Here is a 19,263-nt window from a genome sequence, read left to right as displayed (position 1 = left end):
CCGTCAGACTCCCACGGACTCCCGCGCATCCGCGCGTCCGGTGCGCACGCGCGCGATCGGATTGGCGAGAGTGCCCGCGTACATCAGTGACGCGGACTGGTTCGTGAGGTCCACCATCTGCAACGTGTTGCGCAGCTGGAGGCGGTTCAGGCACGAATGCGCGAACGAGTCGGCGCGCAGGTCGACGCGGGAATCGAGATCCGGATGCTGCGCCGCATGCTCGTCGACCGTGTCGGCCGCGATCCGCCAGAACTCCGTCTCGGGCAGCGTGCCGTCCACGTGGAGGATTCCGGCAAGGTGGCGCAGCACGCCGTCGAACACGTCGGTGAAGATCGCCAGCGCCTTCTCTCGGTCATCGACCGGCGAGACGATGCGCCGCACCTGCTCGGGCAGGTCGCGGTCGGCGAGCACGGCGACCTCTTCGCCGATGTCCTTCATGAAGACGCCGGTGGGCACGTGGCCGTCGAGGATCAGGATGAGGTTCTCGCCGTGCGGCATGAACGCGAGGTCGTGCGCCAGCAGGCAGTGCACGAGAGGCCGCAGGTACACGCGCAGGTACGCGCGAACCCAATCGGCCGCGGCGATGCCGGACGCGTCGATCAGCGCCGAGGCCACCGACGCGCCCGAGGCGTCGCGGTGCAGCAGCGAGGCCATGGTGGCCAGCTGCTCGTGCGGCGCGACCAGCGGCACGGGGCTCTCGCGCCACAGCGCCGCGAGCATCTTCCGGTGTGCCGACGGCGCCGGCGTCCGGTGGTAGGCGTCACCCGTGTAGCCGATCGACGCCCGCTCGCGCAGGACGCGGAACCCCGCATCGCTGAGAGTGGCGTCGCTCGCGACCAGGTCGGCGACCCAGTCGTTGATGGCCGGCGTGACGCGCATGTACGCCGGCGAGAGCCCGCGGAGGAACCCCATGTTCTGCACGGCGAGCGCGGTCTTGACGTAGTGCCGCTCGGGGTGGGTGAGGTTGAACATCGTGCGCACCGACTGCTGCGCGCGATACTCATCGGCGCTCTCGCCGACCAGTACGAGATCGCGGCGGGCGAGGTCGGGAGCGAAGGTGATCGCCACCCGGTTCTCCCACTGCCAGGGGTGCACCGGCAGCAGGTGGAAGTCCGCGGGATCCTCGCCGACGTCCTCGAGGCGCGTGCGGAAGGTGTCCCATTCGGCGGTGCTCAGCTCGGTGGTAAGGAGGGATGCCTCGTCCAGGCCCGCCCCCAGGGCAAGATGCGATGCGGACCGGCGGGCCGCGACCCAGACCATCCGGAACGGCTGGCCGGCCTCGGGCGCGAACGCCGCGTGGTCGGCGACTCCGAACCCGATCCGCCCGTTGTTCGCGACGAACCCTGGATGCCCTTCGGTCATCGCCGCTTCGACGGTCTGGAAGTCGGCCTCGGTGAGCTGCGCAGCGGACGGACCGCCGCGGGCGATCTTGAACGCGGCGCCGCCCAGTGTCGACGCGATCTCCTCGAGGTAGGTGGGCAGCAGCGCGTCGGACAGGCCGAGCGTCGGCTGCAGCTCGAGGATCAGCGCCTGTGCGTCGAGGGGCGCGGGCTCGCCGTCCACGAGCCGGCGCAGGCTCGCCTCGTCGATGACCCAGTGCTCGAGCTCGGTGCGCTCCGCGTCGAACAGGTAGACCGCGCCGCCGAGCGGCGTCTCGATCCGCCAGCCGTCGCCGTGCCCCTCGGGAGCGAGCAGGCGCTCGTGGCTGAACTCGGCGATCGCCTTGGCGACGAGGTGCCGCTGGGCGGACTCGAGGTTGTCGGGGGTGAGGTGCGTCGCCGCGGCGATCATGCGCGTCCTTCTCGTTCGGTGCGGGCCAGTTCGGAGCCGGTGAAGTCCTCGCGGGTGCAGACCGAGAGCATGGCCGTCTTGCGGTCGGCGCCCTCCGGAATCAGCACGACCGCGAGCTCGGTGAACCCGGCCCGGATGTTCTTGCGGCGGATGGCCGCATTGCGGACGTCCGGCTCGACCACGACGCGCTGCGCGCCGAGCTCGTCGAAGCACCACGACATGACTGCGGCGAACACCGCATCCGTGAGCCCGTGGCGGGGATGACCGGTGGGCGGTGCGATGAGCACGTGCATGCCGACGTCTCCCGGAAGCGCGTCGTGCACGTCGGTCAGCAGCACCCGGGCGGGGTCGTACGTCTCGGCGAAGAACGTCGGCTCGCCGTCGACCAGGCCGAGCCAGGCATCCTGATACGGGTCCGTCGCCACGGCGGCGACGTAGTCGGCCACGGCCGCGACGTCGAGGTCCCCCATGCCCCAGAACGCCGCGTGGGGGTCGGACAGCCAGCCCTGCAGGGTCGACGCGTCGCGACGTGGGTCGGCGGGGACGAGTGCGACGTCGAGTCCGGTGAGCGTCGTCATCGCGCGACCTCCAGCCCTTCGGCCGAACGGGGCGCGCTCGCATCGGCGGGCACGCCGAAGTCCTGGAACGCGATCCGACGCTCGATCGGGTAGACCTCGCGCCCGGTGATCGACGCGAGGATCGAGGAGTTGCGCCAGGCCCCGAAGCCGAGGTCGGGTGCGGTCAGGCCGTGGGTGTGCTCCTCGCCGTTCTGCACGAAGATGCGACCGCGGCCGCCGTCGATGCTGTAGTCGCGGGCCACCGCGAGGCGCCCGCGGGCGTCCCAGTCCAGGCGATCTGCGACGAGGGAGAGGAAGGCAGGAGTCTCGGCCGCATAGCCGGTGGCGAGCACGAGCGACTCGGTCTCGCGCTCGTGCTCACTGTCGAGCGTGCCGTGGCGCAGGCGCAGCCGGTAGCGCTCGCCGTCCCACTCGGCCGAGGTCACCTCGGTGTCCGTCAGCAGCGTCGTCGGCACCGGGCCTTCGGCGCTCAGCCGGTAGAGCGTGTCGTAGATGTCGTCGACGAGATCGCCCGAGATGCCCTTGTAGAGGCTGCGCTGCTCGCGGCCGAGGTGGCTGCGCACGTCCAGCGGGAGAGCGTGGAAGTGGTCGGTGTACTCGGGCGAGGTCATCTCGAGGGTGAGCTTGGTGTACTCCATCGGGAAGAACCGCGGCGACCGGGTGATCCAGTCGAGCCGATACCCGTCCGCGCGGGTGCCCTCCAGCAGATCACGGTAGATCTCGGCCGCGGACTGGCCGCTGCCGACCACCGTGATCGAGCCGGAGGCCCGCAGCGCGTCGCGACGCTCGCGGTACTCCGAGCTGTGGATCACCGGGCCGGCCAGTCCCTGGAGCGCTCGCGGTACGGCCGGGCGGGTGCCCACGCCGACCACGACGTGCCGGCCGCGCACCTCGCTCTCCTCGCCGGTGTCGGTGCGCATCACGCGCACGACGTAGACGTCTTCGGCGGCGTCGTGTTCGACGGCGACGACCTCGGAGTTCCAGCGCAGGTTCGGCAGCCGCTCCGCGGCCCAGCGGCAGTAGGCGTCGTACTCGACGCGGAGGGCCGAGAAGCTCTCGCGGATGTAGAACGGGTAGAGCCGCCCGGTCTGCTTCAGCCAGTTGAGGAACGAGTACTCCGACGTCGGGTCGGCCATCGTCACCAGGTCGGCGAGGAACGGCACCTGGATCGTCGCGCCCTCGATCATCATGCCGTGGTGCCACCGGAAGCCGTCGGCGCCGTCGAGGAACACCGCGTCCAGCCCGGTCGGCGGCGTCAGGCACGCGAGGCCGAGGTTGAACGGCCCGATGCCGATGCCGACGACGTCGTGGACGTGCCCGCTCATACCGAGGCCTCCGATCCCACGAGGATGTCGTCGAGGTCGGGGTCCATCCCGGCGAGGGCGGCCGCGGCATCCTTGACCATCGCGAGGATCGCGCGCACATCCTCCAGCGTCGTCTCGGGGTTGAGCAGCGTCAGCTTGAGGCAAGGGCGCCCGTCGATCACCGTCTTCGCGACGAGCGCACGACCCGACTCGAACAGCACCCGGCGCACCTGGGCGACGAGCGCGTCCTGCACCTCGGGGCCGGCGCCCGGCAGCACGCGGAAGAGAACGGTGCTCAGCTGCGTCCGGCCGACGAGCTCGAGCTCGGGGTCGGCGGCGACCTCATCACTGACCGCAGCGGCCAGGTCGAGCACGGTGTCGAACATGTCGCCGATGCCGTCGGCGCCGAGAGCTCGCAGCGTCACCCACAGCTTGAGCGCATCGAAGCGTCGCGTGGTCTGCAGCGACTTGTCGACCTGGTTGGGCTCTTCGCTGTCGGCGGGATTGAGGTAGTCGGCGTGCCAGGCGCCTGCGGCGAGGTCGCGGGGCTCGCGCACCAGCAGCGCGCTCGACGAGACCGGCTGGAAGAAGCTCTTGTGGAAGTCGACCGTGATCGACCGGGCCCGCTCGATGCCGGCGAGCAGGGGGCGGTGGCGCGGCGACACCAGCAGCCCGCAGCCGTACGCGGCGTCGACGTGCAGCCAGACGTCGTGAGCGTCGCACACCGCCGCGATGGCTCCGACCGGGTCGATCACGCCGCGGTCGGTGGTCCCGGCCGTCGCGACGACGGCCATCGGGAGACGACCGGATGCCGCGGCCCGCCGCAGCGCGGAGTCGAGGGCGTCGGCATCCATCCGCCCTTCGCCGTCGTCCTCTACCGCGATGACCGCGTCGTCGGCGAGGGCGAGCAGCAGCGCGGACTTCGCGACGCTGAAGTGGCTCGAGGCGGTGGCGAGGACGACGAGGCTCGCGATCGCTGTGGAGCGAGGTGCGTCGATGCCGGCGAGTGCGGCCTCGCGGGCGAGGAACAGCGCGTGCAGGTTGGACTGCGTCCCGCCCGAGGTGAAGACGCCGTCACCATGGTCGAAGCCGGCGAGGCCGCTGGCCCAGTCGATGAGCCGGCGCTCCATGAGGGTGCCGATCGCCGACTGGTCGTAGGTGTCGACCGAGGTGTTGACGGCGGCGAGCACGGCTTCGGCGGCGACGGCGGGCAGGACGACTGGGCAGTTCAGGTGCGCGGCGTAGGCGGGGTGATGGAACCAGACCGCATGCTCCAGGAAGAGCTCGTCGATCTCGCGGATCGCATCCGGGGTGCCGACTCCGGCGCCGTCGAGGTCGACGTCGTCGACCAGTCGCTGCAGCTCGGCGCGCGAGGCGCCGGACGCGGGACGCGTGACGGAGGCGAAGCGATCCGCGACGACCGTGGAAGTCTGGGCGATGAGCGAGCGGTACAGGTCGGCGGTGGAACGGGACAGCACTTCGGACACCGGAGCGACTCCTTAGGTTAGGTTTGGCTTACCTAACTTGGATGACGAGATGCCGTGTGTCAACTCGGACGTAACTGTCCGGTCTGTGTGTCAGCCCGCGGAGCTGAGAACGCGCACCGCGCGATTGAGGCCTTCGCCCGTCGACTCGGAGAGGTCGACCACGGTCGGCAGGTGGACGGCGACTTCGTCGCGGTCGTACTGCGCGTACGACATCACGATCACGATGTCACCGGTGTGCACCAGGCGTGCCGCTGCGCCGTTGATCTGCACGGTTCCGGACCCGCGCTCGCCGGCGATCGTGTACGTCTCGAAGCGCGCGCCGTTGTTGACATCGACGACGTGCACCTGCTCGTTCTCCAGGATGTCGGCGAGGTCGAGCAGGTCGGCATCGATGGTGATCGACCCGACGTAGTTCAGGTCGCTGCCGGTGACCGTCGCGCGATGGAGCTTGGACTTGAGCAGGGTGCGGAGCAACGTCTCGCCTTCGGTGCGGGAATCTGGACCGGGTTCAAGAATACTGCCTACGTACCACCGGCCGGGGCAGCCCGCCACTTCGCAGGAGATCGCCACTTCGCAAGCCGGATTCGCACGAATTCCTCTTGCGAAGTGGCGATCTCGGGAGAAACGGCGACTTCCCCGCGGACGTATTCTCGAGGAAGCCGTTCGAAGGAGATCGACATGCCCGCTGCCTGGATCTACGACGCCGTCCGGACGCCGTTCGGGCGTGCCGGCGGTGCGCTGTCGGGCGTCCGTCCCGACGACCTGGCGGCTGTGGTCATGCGGGCCGTCGTCGAGCGCACGGGCCTCGATCCGGCACGCATCGAGGACGTCATCTTCGGCGACGCGAACCAGGCGGGCGAGGACAACCGCAACATCGCGCGGATGGGCGCCCTCCTCGCCGGCTTCCCCACCACGGTCCCCGGCGTCACCGTCAACCGGCTCTGCGGATCGTCCGTCGAAGCCGTGATGCAGGGGTCGCGGGCGATCGAGACCGGTGACGCCGCGGTGGTGCTCACCGGCGGAGTGGAGTCGATGAGCCGCGCGCCGTACGTCGTCGAGAAGCCGCAGCGGCCGTTCGCCTCGATCGGGAACCCGACGATGTGGAACACGTCGATCGGCTGGCGCATGACGAACCCGAGGCTGCCCGCGGAGTGGACCATCAGCAACGGCCAGTCCGCCGAGAAGCTCGCCGGCATCTACAGCATCTCCCGCGAAGCGCAGGACGCCTTCGCCCTCCGAAGCCACCGCCTGGCCGCGGCGGCGTGGGCGGACGGCGCCTACGACGGCGAGATCGTGCAGGTCCCCGGAGCTGAGCTCGCTCGCGACGAGGGCATCCGAGACGACACGACTCTCGAGAAGCTCGGCGGACTCAAGGCGCTGTTCGCGGCGGACGGCACCGTCACCGCCGGCAACTCGTCGCCGATCAACGACGGTGCGGCTGCGGTGCTGCTCGGGGCGGAGGGGGAAGTGGATGCCGAGCCCCTGGCTCGCATCACCGGTCGAGGCGTCTTCGGCAACAATCCGGACGTGTTCGGCGTCGCACCAGTCGAGGCCGCCAACCGCGCGCTGGCCCGCGCCGGACGCACGTGGGCGGACGTCGACCTCGTCGAGCTGAACGAGGCCTTCGCGTCGCAGAGCCTCGCCTGCCTGGCCGGCTGGCCCGAGCTCGACCCCGAGCGGGTGAACGTCCACGGCGGCGCGATCGCGATCGGGCATCCGCTCGGCGCCTCGGGCGCCCGCATCATCGGCCACGCCGCGCACGAGCTGCGTCGCCGGGGCGGCGGCGTCACGGTCGCGGCTCTGTGCATCGGCGTCGGTCAGGGGCTCGCCGTCGTGCTCGAGCGCTGACGGCCGCGGCATCCGTCTCTGTCGCGACGAACGGACGCGACACGCCGTCACCGCGCTCCCGTAGCGGCATGTTGCGTCCGTTCGCCCAGCGGCAGCGCCGCGACCATGCGGGCCCGCGCCGGTCAGTGGTGGAAGCTGCCGGCTTCCTCTTCGGTCATGGAGTTGACGATCGGGTGCTTGTCGAAGTGCTCGATGGCCGCGCGGTAGTCGCTCATGAGCAGGGACGCCTCGTCCCGGCCGAAGCCCTGTCGCACCAGGATGCGCTGCACCGGCAGATCCTGCCGATCGGCCGGCATCGTGTACGCCGGCACCTGCCACCCGCGCGTGCGCAGGCGGTCGGCGAGGTCGAAGAGCGTGAACGGGTGGTCGACGCCGTCCTTGAGCTTCCACGAGACCGCCGGGATGCCGGACTCGGCGCTGCCATTGTTGATGATGTCGAAGTGCCCGAGCTTCGAGATCTCCTCGGCGAGGTACATCGAGGTGTCGTGGCACGACTGATGCACCTTGCGATAGCCCTCGCGGCCGAGCCGGACGAAGTTGTAGTACTGCGCGACGATCTGGCCACCGGGGCGAGAGAAGTTCAGCGCGAACGTCGGCATGTTCCCGCCGAGGTAGTTGACGTTGAAGATCAGGTCCTCGGGCAGCTCCGCGGCATTACGCCAGACGATCCAGCCGACACCCAGCGGGGCCAGTCCGAACTTGTGACCCGAGGTGTTGATCGACTTCACGCGCGGCAGCCGGAAGTCCCACACCATCTCGGGGATCGTGAACGGGGCGATGAACCCGCCGCTCGCACCGTCGACGTGGATCGGGATGTCGAGCCCGGTCTCCTCCTGCAGGTTGTCGAGCGCGTCGCTGACCGCGTGGACCGGCTCGTACTGACCGGTGAAGGTGACACCGAGTGTCGGGACCACGCCGATGGTGTTCTCGTCGACGCGCTTGATCACCTCGTCGGCGGTCATGATGAAGCGGTCGCCCTCCATGGGGATCTCGCGCAGCTCGACGTCCCAGTACCGGGCGAACTTGTGCCAGCACACCTGCACGGGGCCGCAGATCAGGTTGGGCTTGTCGATCGGCTTGCCGGCTGCACGCTGACGTGCCCGCCAGTTCCACAGCAGCGCCATGCCGCCGAGCATCGCCGCCTCGCTCGATCCGGTGGTCGACGTGCCGAGGGTGTTCTCGGCGTCGGGGGAGTTCCAGAGGTCCGCGAGGATGTGGACGCAGCGCGCCTCGATCTCGGCGGTCTGCGGATACTCGTCCTTGTCGACCATGTTCTTGTCGAGCGTCTCGGCCATGATCGACCGCACCTCGGGTTCCAGCCAGGTCTGGCAGAACGTCGCGAGGTTCTGGCGCGAGTTGCCGTCGAGCATCAGCTCGTCGATGACGACCTGGTACGCGTGGGAAGCCAAGTGCTCCTTCTGCGGCATCCGGTATTTCGGCAGTGAGACCGACAGGTCTCCCGAGGCGAACACCTCGTCGAGCAGTTCGTCTCGGACGTCGTCCTTCTTGTGCAGCATGCGAGGGTTCCTTCGGATCAGGCCGGAGTCGGCGTCCTACTTGGCGCGACGGAAGTCGTCGGGGAGGGTGCGTGGTCAGGATCGCGGATGCCGCGACCCGGGGTCAAGAGCGGTCTTCGCCGCCCGTCTGCTCATGGGTCGACTCGGCGCTGTCCTGCTCCTCGAGGCGCTTCGACAGCAGGACGATGAGGATCACGCCGAAGGTGTCGGCGACGAGGCTGATGTTGTACTCCCAGATGAACCAGACCCAGAAGTCGCCGGCGACGAGCTCTACGCCATGAGCCTCCTGCTCGCCCACCCATACCGTGTGCCCGGCCCAGAGTGCGATCGCCGTCTGGACGATGAGAATCGCGGCGAGGACCAGCGAGAGGCTGTGCCGCTGCCAGAAGGTGCCTCTGCGCGCCGCGCCGCGGAAGGAATAGGCCATGTGAGCACGTTCGACCCAGTGCGACGTCGAGGCAAGCACCCCGGCGGCGCGGCGTCCGATCTTGTGCAAAGGTGGACCGGACTATCCTGTCCGGTCCGTCCCGCCAGTCCCTTCCCGAGGAGCCCCATGGACATCGCCCGCATCGACCCGTCACTCCGCGAGGCCACCACCAAGGCTCCTGTGCTGAACCTCGAGAACCGCGTGATGCTGTCGTTGATCAGCAACGGGTCGAGGTTCATCCCCGGCAAGCGGGTCGACGGCGTCGAGCGTCGCGTCATCCGCGATGGCGGGCTGAAGCTGCGGGTGTACGTGCCGCCGAACCCCTCCGGTGCCGGGCTCCTGTGGATCCACGGCGGAGGGCTCGTGCTCGGCGCCGCGGCGATGGACGACACGTTCTCCGGGGAGACCGCCCGCGACCTCGGCGTGACGATCGTCTCGGTGGACTACCGCCTCGCGCCGCGGCATCCGTTCCCCGCCGCCCTCGATGACGCCTACGCCGGCTGGGAATGGATGCTGCGCCACGCGTCCGAGTTCGGGCTCGACGTCTCCCGGCTCGCGGTCGGCGGCCAGAGCGCGGGCGGAGGTCTCGCGGCCTCGCTCGTGCAGCGCCTGCACGACGACGGCGTGAAGCTCGCGGGGCAGTGGCTGCTGTGCCCGATGATCGACGACCGCACGGCCGCCGACCGCGGGCGCGACGCCGACGCGCACTTCGTCTGGAACAACCGGTCCAACCTCGTCGGATGGCGCTCCTACCTCGGCGCCGAGCCCGGGGCGGCGGAGCTGCCGCCCTACGCGGCAGCCGCGCGCCGGACCGATCTCAACGGCCTGCCGCCGACCTGGATCTACACCTCCGACGTCGAGCTCTTCTACGACGAGGACCTCGACTACGCCCGGCGTCTGCAGGAGGCAGGCGTCGACGTGACGCTCGACGTGGTGTCGGGGGTCCCCCACGGATTCGAGGCGTACGCGGCCGACACCGACCTCGCGCGAGAGCTGCTCATCCGTGCCCGCGCCTGGCTCGGGGAGCGCCTGTAACGGGGCGTGCCCGCTGCCATCGCGCGGGTAGCCTGGATGCGAGGGCAGCTCGCCCGCCGATGAAGGAGACCCCCATGTCAGTCGTCGTGATGGGCGTCTCCGGCTGCGGCAAGTCGACCGTCGCGATCGGGCTGGCGGCCGAGATCGGCGGCGTGTACATCGACGCCGACGACCTGCACCCGGCGTCGAACGTCGCGAAGATGGCCGCCGGGATCCCGCTCACCGACGAGGACCGGATGCCGTGGCTCGCCCTCGTCGCCGCCGCGATCGCGGCCGAGACCGCTGCCGGCCGCCTGGCCGTGGTCGCCTGTTCGGCGCTGCGCCGCCGCTACCGCGACGTGCTGCGCGAAGCCGGCGGAGACGTCTTCTTCGTCCACCTCGACGGCCCGCCCGAGCTGCTCGCCGCCCGCATGTCCACGCGCGAGGAGCACTTCATGCCGCCCGCGCTGCTCGCCTCGCAGCTGGCGACGCTCGAGCCGCTCGAAGCCGACGAGCACGGCACCGTCGTGTCGATCGACGCTCCGGTGGAGCACATCGTGGCCGAGGCCCGCAACCGGTGGGCGGATGCCGCGAAGTCTGACATCCTGTAGCGACCCCGGGCCGACCGGCCCGGTTTCGCACAAGGGGGACCGCATGCCCGGCAAGTACGACCTCGAGACCACGACGCTCGGTGAGCTGCTGGACGATCCGGAGGCGCGGGGCATCATCGTCGAACTCGTGCCCGAGCTGCCCGACCACCCCATGATCGGCTTCGCCAAGAGCATGCCCGCCGCGGCCGTGCTCAAGATGGCGGGCGGTCAGCTTCCGCCCGACACGCTCGAAGAGCTCAAGACGCGCATCGCCGCCCTCTGAGTCGGTCCTGGCTCAGGAGCGCGTGCGCGTGAGCACCGCGTTCGCGACGCCGGCGGCGAGGACCAGCCCGGCGGCCAGGATCGGCGCAATGAGCGCCGCAGTCGCGCCGGCGTTCTCGGCGAGCAGCCCCGTGAGAGCGGATGCCGCGGACTGGCCGACCACGATCGCCGACCCGAGCATCGTCATGACGGTCGCCGATCGGCCGAGGGGACTGCGCGCGGCGGCGATGCTGTACTGCGTCACCAGCGTGGGACCGATGCCGATCCCGATCGCGAGCAGGCTCAGCGTCATCCCGCCGACGCTCTGCACGAAGGGGAGGGCGAGCGTGCCGGCGACCAGGATGCCGCCGAAGACCAGCCACCGCGCAGCCAGCGTGAACCGCGCCGGGAACAGCGCCACGCCCAGGGCGAGAGCGGCCGAGCCGATGCCCATCGCGCCGTAGACGAGTCCCGCCTGCTCCGGTGCGCCGCGCTCGGCCATGAACGCCGTCAGCGAGGTGAGCATCGCGCCGAAGAACAGCCCCATGCCGAGGGCGCCCACCACGGCGGCGACCAGCGCCGGCCGGGCGAGCTCGCGTGCGGGCGCCTGCGGCGGCTTGACCCCGTTCGCGGGGGCGGCGATCGTGGCCGTCGGGTGCAGGGCGAAGGCGCTGACGAAGACGAGCGCCAGCACGGCGGCGCCGATGACCGGGGCGGCCGGACTCATCGTCGTGGCGAGCAGGCCCACGATGACCGGGCCGAAGACGAAGACGATCTCGTCCGCCGCCGACTCGTACGCCATGGTGCCGCCGACGGCCGAGGCGCGGCGGGCTTTGCTGAACGTGCGGCCGATGATGCCGACGAGGCGGCTGCGCGAGAGCGGCGCGACCTGCGGCATCGAGGCGCCGATAAGGAAGGCGACGACCAGGAGCGCGGCATCCGGAACCGTCGCGAACGCGAGCCACGCGATCGTGAGCAGCAGCAGGCTGTTGACCGTGCCCGAGATGAGCAGCACGCGGCGCTGACCGAAACGGTCGGCCGCGGCGCCGAGCAGGGGGCCGATCAGGGCGGTGCCGAGGCCCGTCATCGCGGACGTGAGGCCGCCGAGGGCGAGTGAGCCGCGGGCCGAGACGACGAGCGTCAAAATGCCGACGACCATCATGGCGAAGGGCAGCCGGGCGATCAGGGCGATCGGGAAATAGGCGAAACCGGCCTCACGGATGAGGCTCGGACGCCGCTCGAGGACGGCAGTGGTGTGCATCTGAATTCCTGTGTATGTACGCCGCGGTCTGCGGCACGTCGTGCCGCCTTGGTCCGCAGCGGGCCAGGTAGATACACATCCGGGATGGTGCCCCTACTCTACCGGGGGCACCTGGCCGGAGGCTGGGCGGGGGTCAGGGCGCCAGCGGAATCCACACGCGCATGGTCGACGGACCGCGCTGAGCCCAGTCGTGGTACGGCACCAGCGCCACTTCGACCGGCTCCGTCTGCGCGCTCTGCGGCTCCTCGCCATAGGGCCAGCGGCCCTCGCCGACGGGCAGCCGCGTGACGCTCACCCACACCCGTCCGTCGCGCTCGACCGGCGCCGTGCCGGGTACGATCGCGACCCGGCCGACGTCTTCGACGCGGAGCGAGGTCAGGTCGACCGACTCCAGGGCGAGCACCTCCGGACCGCGCTCGACGGCCACGCAGCCGCGGACGGCGTCGATGCGCGGGTCGGGCTGCGACATCCGCGGCGTGACCGGCAGGTCGAGCTGCACGACGTCGCCGGCGCGGAAGGCGTGCCGGATGTCGACCACCCCGGGCTCGACCGGACGCTGCTGCACGAAGTCCGCCGTCACGATCCGCAGGGTGGCACCCTCGGCCCACGCCGGGACGCGCACGCTCAGCGTCCACGCCTTGTCGGCATCGCCGGTGTGGGTGATCGTCACCCGGCCGTCGGCGGGGTAGTTCGTCTCGACGTCGAAGGCGACTTCGCGCCCGTCGTCGAGCACCGTCCGGATCGACGACGGCGCGTACTGATGCAGCTGGATGCCCTCGCCGTCGGTCGTGGCCACGTAGGCGTCGAGGCTCGCGAGGGTGCGCGCGACGTTCGGCGGGCAGCACGACACCTCGAACCACGGCGCGCGCAGCGACGACGATGCCCGCGGCGACGTGCCGTCGGGGTCGGCCGGCGTGCCGGGCACCCGCTGGTGCAGCGTGTTGGCGTAGTAGAAGGAGCGTCCATCGGGCGCGGGCGAGGTCGCCAGCACGTTGTACAGCGTCCGCTCGATCAGGTCGGCGTACCGGGGGTCGGCACCGGAGAGCAGCAGCCGCCACGAGAACATGATCGAGCCGATGCCGGCGCAGGTCTCGGAGTAGGCGCGGTCCGGCGGGAGCTCCCAGTCGTCGCCGAAGGCCTCGTCCTGGTGATGGGATCCCTGTCCGCCCGTGATGTACGTGCGACGCGCGACGGTGCGCTCCCACTGGCGGCGCAGCGCCTTCAGCAGCTCGGCGTCGCCGGTGTCGACCGCGACGTCCACCGCGCCCGCCGCCAGGTAGTTCGCCCGCACGGCGTGACCGCGCAGCACGCGCGCCTCGCGCACGGGCTGGTCGTCCTGGAAGTACTTGCGGCCCCACTCGATGTCGCGCAGAGACCCGCGGCCGTGGCGCTCGATGAACAGACGCGCCTGGGCGAGGTAGCGCCGGTCGCCGGTCACGCGCGACAGCTCCGCCAGGCCGACCTCGATCTCGGCGTGCCCGCAGATGGCGTCACGGCCATCGGCGTCGAACTCGCCGCACACGAGATCCGCGGCGCGGCGTGCGATGCCGAGGAGTCCGTCATCCGAGCCCGGACGCGTGCGCTCGCGCGCGACCGCCGCCTGGAAGAGGTGGCCGAGGCAGTACAGCTCGTGACCCCACTCGAGGTCCGACCACCGCTCGCCCTGGCCCGGCCGGCCGAACCTCGTGTTGAGGTAGCCGTCCTCCTCCTGCGCCGCGGCGACGCGGGCGACGACGGCGCGGAAGCGCTCCTCGAGCTCGTCGTCGTCCGAGCGTCCGATCTCCCAGGCCAGTGCCTCGAGGTACTTGTACACCTCGGAGTCCGAGAACTCGCGCCCGCGCCGACCTTCGGGCAGCCCGCCCGAGACGGCCAGGTCGAAGTTGGGCAGCCACCCCTCGGACTCGAGACGAGAGCCGATGTGGGCCAGCGTGTGCCGGGCGTTGACGTCCTGGCGCTCGCCCCAGAATCCGCCGGTGATGCGGACGTCGCCGAGGCCGAGCGGCCGGAGGCGGCCGCGGGTGGGGACAGCCGGTGCGAGGGGCGCCGGACTGATGGTGTGGATGGTCATCCCTTGAACGCTCCAGACATGAATCCGCGGACGTAGTGCCGCTGCAGGATGAGGAACAGCACGATGCAGGGGAGGGCGAGGACGACCACGCCCGCCTCGGTCGCGCCGTAGTCGACGACGCCCTGCACCTGACCCCGGAGGTTCGCGACGGCGAGGGGCAGCGTCATCCGGTTGGTGTCGCTGATGAGGATGAGGGGCGCCATGAAGTCGTTCCACGCGGTGAGGAAGGCGAACAGGCCCACCGTCACGAGGCCGGGCTTGACGGCCGGCAGCAGCACGCGCCACAGCGCGCCGAAGCTCGAGCAGCCGTCCACGAGCGCCGCTTCGTCCATCTCGCGCGGGATCGACTCGAACGAGATCCGCATCATGAACATCGAGAACGGCAGCTGGAACATCGTGATGACCAGGGCGACCCCGACGAGAGAGTTCTGCAGGCCGACCTCGTTGAGGATCACGTACAGCGGGATGAGCAGCGTCGCGTAGGGCACCATCAGGATCGCCAACGTCACCAGGAACAGCACGTTCTTGCCCGGGAACGAGAAGCGCGCGAACGCGTAGCCGCCCAGCAGCGAGATGAACAGGGTCAGCGCGACGGTCAGCAGCGATACGAACAGCGAGTTGCCGAGGTACACCCAGATGCCGGCCTGGTAGTCGGCGAGGGCGATGTAGTTGCCGAAGCCCCAGCCGTCGGTCTGGCTCGTGCCCGCGAGCGGCTGGAACGATGAGACGCCGGTCCAGATGAGCGGGTAGAGGAAGATCACGGCGAGCGCGGCGGTGAACACCCAGTACGGGATGCCGAACGCGATGCGCGCAGCCGTGTGCCGGCGACGGCGGTACGGCGTGGGCTTGGAGTTCGGAGCGACGATGGTGCGCGTCAGTGTCTGGGTCATGGCTCAGCTCTCCTCGGGGCGGCGGAACGCGCGCAGCTGGAATGCGTTGACGACGATCAGCGCGATGAGCACCAGCACCGACAGCGCCGCGGCGATGCCGAGGTTGTTCTGGCCCTGGAAGGCGACGCTGTAGATGAGCTGCACGATCGTCATCGTGCTGTTGTCGGGTCCGCCCTTGGTGAGGATGTAGAACTGCTCGAACGCCAGCAGGGAGCCGGTCACGCACATGATCGTGGTCAGCGCGAACGTCGGGCGCAGCAGCGGGACGGTGATGTCGCGGAAGGTCTGCCAGCGCGAGGCGCCGTCGATGCGGGCGGCCTCGTAGACGTCGTCGGGGATGCCCTGCAGTCCGACGAGCATGAGGAGCATGTAGAACCCGGCGTACCGCCAGACGATGAGGAAGATCGTCGACCAGAGCGCGCCCTCGGGCGTGCCGAGGAAGGTGATGCCCCACGACGCCATGAGGTCCGCGAAGGGTCCGGCGATCGGCGAGTACAGAACATAGAAGAGGAGGGATGCCGAGGCCAGGCCCAGCGCGCTCGGCACGAGGAACGCGGTGCGCAGGAAGCCCTTCCAGCGCGTGGACTCCTGCACGAGCAGGGCGAGGCCCAGGCCGAGGGCGATGAGGATGACCGTGGTCAGCGCCGTGTAGACCAGCGTGAAGCGGATGGACTCCCAGAACAGTCGGAGGTTCACGGCGTCGGTGTAGTTCTCGGGGAAGTTCGGGCCCTGGTTGCCGGTCATGAGCGGCCAGTCGCTGCCCGACATCTGGAAGACGAGCGCGAGCGGGACGATGAACAGCAGCAGGACGAAGATCGCCGTGGGGGCGGCGTAGAGCCAGCCCTGCAGCGGTCCGCCGAGGGCGGAGCGACTGCTGCGCCCGCGTCTGTTGCGCACGCGGGTGTTCGCGAGGGCACTGACGACCATGTCGCGGCCTTTCTCGGAGAGGTCGGGGGAGAGAAGGGGCGGCCGCCGGCCGGCGGCCGCCCCGGGTGTCGGCGCTACTGCGCCAGTACTGCCGTGATCTCGTCGTTGTCGGCGTCGACGGAGTCGTCGTCGCCGAGCACGGCGTTGCGCACGAGCGTCAGCCAGGGGCTGCCGGGTGCGTTGAAGGCCTGCTGGAACTGCAGGGCCACGGGGGTGTCGCCCATGCCGGCGACCTCGTTGATCGTCACGAGGCGCGGGTCTTCGGCGGCGTACTGGTTGTCGGCGAGGTCATCGCGCGAGACGGCGTTGTTGTCCTTGGCGAGCACGTCGACCTGTGCCTCCTCCGACATCATCCACTGCAGGAAGTTCCACGCCTGCGGCGACTGCTCGGAGTCCTTCGAGATGCCGATGCCGTCACCTCCGACGAAGGTCGAGGCGCCGCCGTCGACACCGGGCAGGCCCGCGACGCCGGCGTCGAACTCGAGCGACGACAGCAGGGTCGCCGGGAACGGCATGAGGCCGACCTTGCCCTCGCTGAAGGCCGCGGTCCAGGTGGGGCCGGTCTCCTCGGCCGAGCCGGGCAGCACTGCGCCTTCGTCGTAGAGGTCCTTCCACGTGGAGTAGACCTCCTTCGCGGTGTCGCTGGCGAGCAGGGACTCGGTGCCTTCTTCGTTCATGACCTCGTCGCCCGAGGCCCAGATCGACGGGAACCACGTGAAGACGAGGCATCCGCCGCAGTTGAGGCCGGAGGCCGTGCCGTACGTGTCGGGCTTGTCGAGCGCCTGGATGGCCTTGGCCGCATCGGCGAACTCGGCGAGCGTCTCGGGCGCCTTCTCGGGGTCGAGGCCCGCCTCGGCGAAGAGCTCCTTGTTCCAGAACAGCATGGAGAGGTCGAGCACGAAGGGGAGGACGTGCTCCTTGCCTTCGTACGTGCCCGCCGAGAGGTGGCCCTTGTTGATCGAGTCCTTGTAGTCCAGGCCGTCGATCTGCTCGGTGATGTCGGTGAACAGCCCCTGCTGCACCCAGTTCGGCACGTAGACGATGTCTGCGGCGAACAGGTCGGGCAGGCCGTCCGAGCCGGCCGCGGCGCCGACCTTGGCGACGTAGTCGTCGTTGGGGACCACGGTGAGCTCCACCTGGTTCTCATGCGACGCGTTGTAGGCGTCGACGAGCAGGTTGGCCTGACGCTCCATGGGCGCGCGGGTCCACAGCGTCAGCGTCGAGCCGTCGTCGATGCCCTCGGCGGGGATCTCCTGGGCGGGGGTGGGCGTGTCGTCGCCGCCGGCGCAGGCCGTCAGGCCGCCGACGAGCGCGCCCGCCGCGACGAACGCTGTGGCCGCGCGCAGTGCCGCGCGGCGTCGGGTTGTGATCATTGAACAGTCTCCTTCAGCTCATCTTCGAGCGGGTGACGCCGACCCCAGTCGGCACCGCTGCGGGGGTGAGGGGTTCCCGTGTTCGAAAGCTACGAAACCCCTTTCGGTAAGTTATCGTGTGAATCGCCGCGAGGTCAAGCGACCTCTCCGATAACCTTTCAGCACCAGAGGAGGCCGACGTGACAGCGAACGAGATCGGGTCGCGCGCCGCGACGCTCAGCGATGTGGCCAAGCGCGCAGGCGTGTCGATCGCCACCGCGTCGAAAGCGCTCAACAACCGCGACGACGTGGCGGTCCTGACGCGCCAGCGCGTGCTCCGCGCGGCCGATGAACTCGCGTTCACGCCGAATGCGATGGCGAAGGGGCTGCTCGCCGGGCGCACCGGGACCGTCGGTCTGCTCACGAGCGACCTCGAGGGCCGCTTCATGATCCCGATCCTGATGGGCGCAGAGGACGCCTTCGGGGCGGGGCAGATCAACGTGTTCCTGTGCGATGCGCGCGGCGACGCCATCCGGGAGCAGCATCACCTCAAGGCGCTCCTGAGCCGGCGGGTCGATGGCATCATCGTCGTCGGCCGGGCGACCGACCCGCGTCCGTCGCTCGGACAGGAGCTGCCCGTGCCCGTGGTCTACGCCTACGCCCCCTCCGACGACCCGCGCGACCTGTCGCTCACGCCCGACAACTACGCCGGCGGGCGACTCGCCGTCGAGCACCTCCTCGCCTGCGGCCGCAGCCGCGTCGCCCACATCACCGGAGATCCCTCCTACGCCGCCGCGCAGGACCGCCTGGCCGGAGCCCGCGCCGGGCTCGAGGCCGCCGGGCTCTCGCTCGTCGGCGAGCCGATGTTCTCGGAGTGGACCGAGCACTGGGGGAGGGATGCCGCGGCCATGCTGCTCGAGCGCCACCCCGACATCGACGCGATCTTCTGCGGCTCGGACCAGATCGCCCGCGGCGCGCTCGACACCGCGCGCGACCTCGGCCGGGTCGTTCCCGACGACCTCGCGATCATCGGGTACGACAACTGGGAAGTCCTCGCGACCAACTCGCGCCCTGAGCTCACGAGCATCGACGCCAATCTGCAGATGCTCGGGCGCCAGGCCGCGCAGCGGGTGTTCGACGCGATCGACGGCGTCGACATCGGCAGCGGCGAGCACCATTCGCCCGTGCGACTGGTCATCCGGGGCTCGACGATCCCCCGGCGCTGAGCCACGCGGCGCTGAGCCACGCGGCGAGTTGCCGCTCGAGGCGGGCTCGGGGCCGTGAGAACGACGTCGACCGGCAACTCGGCGAGGCAGAGGTCGCTGGTCAGGCTTGTCGTCGCCACCAGCGGCGGCGGGAGGCTCGCGAACCGGTGGATTCCTCGTCGACGGATGCCGCCCGCAGGCGCTCCTCGCGGCGCTGTCTCCACGCGGACACGTCGGCCTCGACATCCCGGGTCGGTGTCACGACGGGCGGACCGCCCTGCAGCTGCCGGCGCGCCTCGATCACGCGGCGGTTGAAGTCCTCGAGCTCGACCCGCGCGTCGGATTCCAGCGAGAAGGCGTCGAGCCGGTCCTCGAGCTCGGCCGCCTCGACGCGCAGCCGGAGGGCGGGAGGCCCGAGGCCGCTCAACTGCTCGCGCTCGATCTTGCGACGGATCCACCAGTCCGGGTCGTGGCTCTCGCCGAGGCCGGGGATCGGCTTGCCCGCGCCGGGCAGGTCGTCGAACTCACCGCGCCGGATTGCCTGCTGGATCGCGGTCTCGACGTAGGCCTCGCGGTCCACTGCGTTGGCGGCGGCGGCCCGTTCGGTCTCGGCCTCGGAGGGCGCGGCATCCGGATCGTCTCGCTCCTGGCGGTAGCGGGCGGCAGTCACCCGCGGATCTTCGGTCATCGCACACCTCCCGGGGGCCGAGGGTCCGCTTCGAGCCTACGACGGAACCGGGTCT

At 70.3% G+C, this 19,263-nt stretch carries 18 protein-coding genes; 5 read left to right on the top strand and 13 right to left on the bottom strand.

The window, feature by feature from the left end; genetic code table 11:
- Window positions 1-3: 3 nt before the first annotated feature.
- The 5 genes from ASD56_RS01805 to panD all read right to left on the bottom strand — a co-directional run bounded on the left by ASD56_RS01805 (window position 4) and on the right by panD (window position 5,634).
- Complete coding sequence (locus ASD56_RS01805) at window positions 4-1,791, bottom strand: IucA/IucC family protein (RefSeq protein WP_055960561.1); 1,788 nt, start codon at window positions 1,789-1,791, stop codon at window positions 4-6.
- Window positions 1,788-2,369 carry a GNAT family N-acetyltransferase gene (locus ASD56_RS01800; RefSeq protein WP_055960560.1) on the bottom strand — a complete coding sequence of 194 codons (582 nt, stop codon included), beginning with the start codon at window positions 2,367-2,369 and terminating at the stop codon, window positions 1,788-1,790. Before ASD56_RS01800 ends, ASD56_RS01805 begins: the two co-directional genes overlap by 4 nt.
- A complete protein-coding gene (locus tag ASD56_RS01795) occupies window positions 2,366-3,694 on the bottom strand; it encodes a lysine N(6)-hydroxylase/L-ornithine N(5)-oxygenase family protein (protein ID WP_055960558.1) in 1,329 nt (442 codons plus the stop codon). The genes ASD56_RS01800 and ASD56_RS01795 overlap by 4 nt, the downstream gene beginning before the upstream one ends.
- Window positions 3,691-5,160 carry a pyridoxal phosphate-dependent decarboxylase family protein gene (locus ASD56_RS01790; protein WP_055960557.1) on the bottom strand — a complete coding sequence of 490 codons (1,470 nt, stop codon included), beginning with the start codon at window positions 5,158-5,160 and terminating at the stop codon, window positions 3,691-3,693. Before ASD56_RS01790 ends, ASD56_RS01795 begins: the two co-directional genes overlap by 4 nt.
- Before the next feature lie 90 nt (window positions 5,161-5,250).
- Complete coding sequence (panD, locus tag ASD56_RS01785) at window positions 5,251-5,634, bottom strand: aspartate 1-decarboxylase (RefSeq protein ID WP_055960555.1); 384 nt, start codon at window positions 5,632-5,634, stop codon at window positions 5,251-5,253.
- A 204-nt stretch (window positions 5,635-5,838) separates the two neighbouring features.
- Here panD and ASD56_RS01780 point away from each other — a divergent pair, with 204 nt between their 5' ends.
- On the top strand, window positions 5,839-7,008 hold the full coding sequence (locus tag ASD56_RS01780; protein WP_055960553.1) for a thiolase family protein: 1,170 nt from the start codon (window positions 5,839-5,841) through the stop codon (window positions 7,006-7,008).
- A gap of 122 nt (window positions 7,009-7,130) precedes the next feature.
- On the opposite strand, the gene ASD56_RS01775 is transcribed toward ASD56_RS01780, so the two are convergent.
- Window positions 7,131-8,525, bottom strand: a complete 1,395-nt coding sequence (locus ASD56_RS01775) for a glutamate decarboxylase (protein ID WP_055960551.1) — start codon at window positions 8,523-8,525, stop codon at window positions 7,131-7,133.
- 103 nt (window positions 8,526-8,628) lie between these two features.
- Window positions 8,629-8,952 (bottom strand): hypothetical protein, encoded by a 324-nt coding sequence (locus tag ASD56_RS01770; protein ID WP_157535711.1) that lies wholly within the window; start codon window positions 8,950-8,952, stop codon window positions 8,629-8,631.
- A 126-nt stretch (window positions 8,953-9,078) separates the two neighbouring features.
- On the opposite strand from ASD56_RS01770, the gene ASD56_RS01765 reads away from it, so the two are divergent.
- The 3 genes from ASD56_RS01765 to ASD56_RS01755 all read left to right on the top strand — a co-directional run bounded on the left by ASD56_RS01765 (window position 9,079) and on the right by ASD56_RS01755 (window position 10,839).
- Window positions 9,079-9,987, top strand: coding sequence for an alpha/beta hydrolase (locus ASD56_RS01765; protein ID WP_055960547.1), 909 nt, complete (start codon window positions 9,079-9,081; stop codon window positions 9,985-9,987).
- 74 nt (window positions 9,988-10,061) lie between these two features.
- Window positions 10,062-10,577, top strand: a complete 516-nt coding sequence (locus tag ASD56_RS01760; protein WP_055963450.1) for a gluconokinase — start codon at window positions 10,062-10,064, stop codon at window positions 10,575-10,577.
- Between the two features lie 43 nt (window positions 10,578-10,620).
- Entirely contained in the window at window positions 10,621-10,839 is a 219-nt protein-coding gene (locus ASD56_RS01755; RefSeq protein ID WP_055960544.1) for a hypothetical protein, read from the top strand.
- Window positions 10,840-10,851: 12 nt separating this feature from the next.
- Here the strand turns inward: ASD56_RS01755 and ASD56_RS01750 are convergent, their stop codons facing one another.
- From ASD56_RS01750 to ASD56_RS01730, 5 genes are all read right to left on the bottom strand, one after another.
- Entirely contained in the window at window positions 10,852-12,078 is a 1,227-nt protein-coding gene (locus ASD56_RS01750; RefSeq protein WP_055960541.1) for an MFS transporter, read from the bottom strand.
- Window positions 12,079-12,211: 133 nt separating this feature from the next.
- Window positions 12,212-14,146 (bottom strand): glycoside hydrolase family 127 protein, encoded by a 1,935-nt coding sequence (locus ASD56_RS01745; RefSeq protein ID WP_055960539.1) that lies wholly within the window; start codon window positions 14,144-14,146, stop codon window positions 12,212-12,214.
- Complete coding sequence (locus tag ASD56_RS01740) at window positions 14,143-15,036, bottom strand: carbohydrate ABC transporter permease (protein ID WP_082541170.1); 894 nt, start codon at window positions 15,034-15,036, stop codon at window positions 14,143-14,145. Before ASD56_RS01740 ends, ASD56_RS01745 begins: the two co-directional genes overlap by 4 nt.
- Window positions 15,037-15,039: 3 nt before the next feature.
- On the bottom strand, window positions 15,040-15,963 hold the full coding sequence (locus ASD56_RS01735) for a carbohydrate ABC transporter permease (protein ID WP_055960537.1): 924 nt from the start codon (window positions 15,961-15,963) through the stop codon (window positions 15,040-15,042).
- 74 nt (window positions 15,964-16,037) lie between these two features.
- Window positions 16,038-17,336 (bottom strand): ABC transporter substrate-binding protein, encoded by a 1,299-nt coding sequence (locus tag ASD56_RS01730; protein ID WP_055960535.1) that lies wholly within the window; start codon window positions 17,334-17,336, stop codon window positions 16,038-16,040.
- A 179-nt stretch (window positions 17,337-17,515) separates the two neighbouring features.
- Here ASD56_RS01730 and ASD56_RS01725 point away from each other — a divergent pair, with 179 nt between their 5' ends.
- On the top strand, window positions 17,516-18,541 hold the full coding sequence (locus ASD56_RS01725; protein WP_055960533.1) for a LacI family DNA-binding transcriptional regulator: 1,026 nt from the start codon (window positions 17,516-17,518) through the stop codon (window positions 18,539-18,541).
- A 100-nt stretch (window positions 18,542-18,641) separates the two neighbouring features.
- On the opposite strand, the gene ASD56_RS01720 is transcribed toward ASD56_RS01725, so the two are convergent.
- Window positions 18,642-19,208 (bottom strand): J-domain-containing protein, encoded by a 567-nt coding sequence (locus tag ASD56_RS01720; protein WP_055960530.1) that lies wholly within the window; start codon window positions 19,206-19,208, stop codon window positions 18,642-18,644.
- Between the last annotated feature and the right edge of the window lie 55 nt (window positions 19,209-19,263).

The sequence above is a fragment of the Microbacterium sp. Root166 genome (assembly GCF_001427145.1).
Classification (GTDB): domain Bacteria; phylum Actinomycetota; class Actinomycetes; order Actinomycetales; family Microbacteriaceae; genus Microbacterium.
This window is presented reverse-complemented; position numbering and strand designations above follow the sequence as displayed.

Bases quoted from the DNA above. Each gene is read 5' to 3' on its own strand.
- ASD56_RS01755 (WP_055960544.1), top strand. From the start codon at position 10,621: ATGCCCGGCAAGTACGACCTCGAGACCACGACGCTCGGTGAGCTGCTG.
- ASD56_RS01805 (WP_055960561.1), bottom strand. From the start codon at position 1,791: ATGATCGCCGCGGCGACGCACCTCACCCCCGACAACCTCGAGTCCGCC.
- ASD56_RS01760 (WP_055963450.1), top strand. From the start codon at position 10,062: ATGTCAGTCGTCGTGATGGGCGTCTCCGGCTGCGGCAAGTCGACCGTC.
- ASD56_RS01800 (WP_055960560.1), bottom strand. From the start codon at position 2,369: ATGACGACGCTCACCGGACTCGACGTCGCACTCGTCCCCGCCGACCCA.
- ASD56_RS01735 (WP_055960537.1), bottom strand. From the start codon at position 15,963: ATGGTCGTCAGTGCCCTCGCGAACACCCGCGTGCGCAACAGACGCGGG.
- ASD56_RS01750 (WP_055960541.1), bottom strand. From the start codon at position 12,078: ATGCACACCACTGCCGTCCTCGAGCGGCGTCCGAGCCTCATCCGTGAG.
- ASD56_RS01775 (WP_055960551.1), bottom strand. From the start codon at position 8,525: ATGCTGCACAAGAAGGACGACGTCCGAGACGAACTGCTCGACGAGGTG.
- ASD56_RS01770 (WP_157535711.1), bottom strand. From the start codon at position 8,952: ATGGCCTATTCCTTCCGCGGCGCGGCGCGCAGAGGCACCTTCTGGCAG.
- ASD56_RS01765 (WP_055960547.1), top strand. From the start codon at position 9,079: ATGGACATCGCCCGCATCGACCCGTCACTCCGCGAGGCCACCACCAAG.
- ASD56_RS01720 (WP_055960530.1), bottom strand. From the start codon at position 19,208: ATGACCGAAGATCCGCGGGTGACTGCCGCCCGCTACCGCCAGGAGCGA.
- ASD56_RS01730 (WP_055960535.1), bottom strand. From the start codon at position 17,336: ATGATCACAACCCGACGCCGCGCGGCACTGCGCGCGGCCACAGCGTTC.
- ASD56_RS01745 (WP_055960539.1), bottom strand. From the start codon at position 14,146: ATGACCATCCACACCATCAGTCCGGCGCCCCTCGCACCGGCTGTCCCC.
- ASD56_RS01795 (WP_055960558.1), bottom strand. From the start codon at position 3,694: ATGAGCGGGCACGTCCACGACGTCGTCGGCATCGGCATCGGGCCGTTC.
- ASD56_RS01780 (WP_055960553.1), top strand. From the start codon at position 5,839: ATGCCCGCTGCCTGGATCTACGACGCCGTCCGGACGCCGTTCGGGCGT.
- ASD56_RS01740 (WP_082541170.1), bottom strand. From the start codon at position 15,036: ATGACCCAGACACTGACGCGCACCATCGTCGCTCCGAACTCCAAGCCC.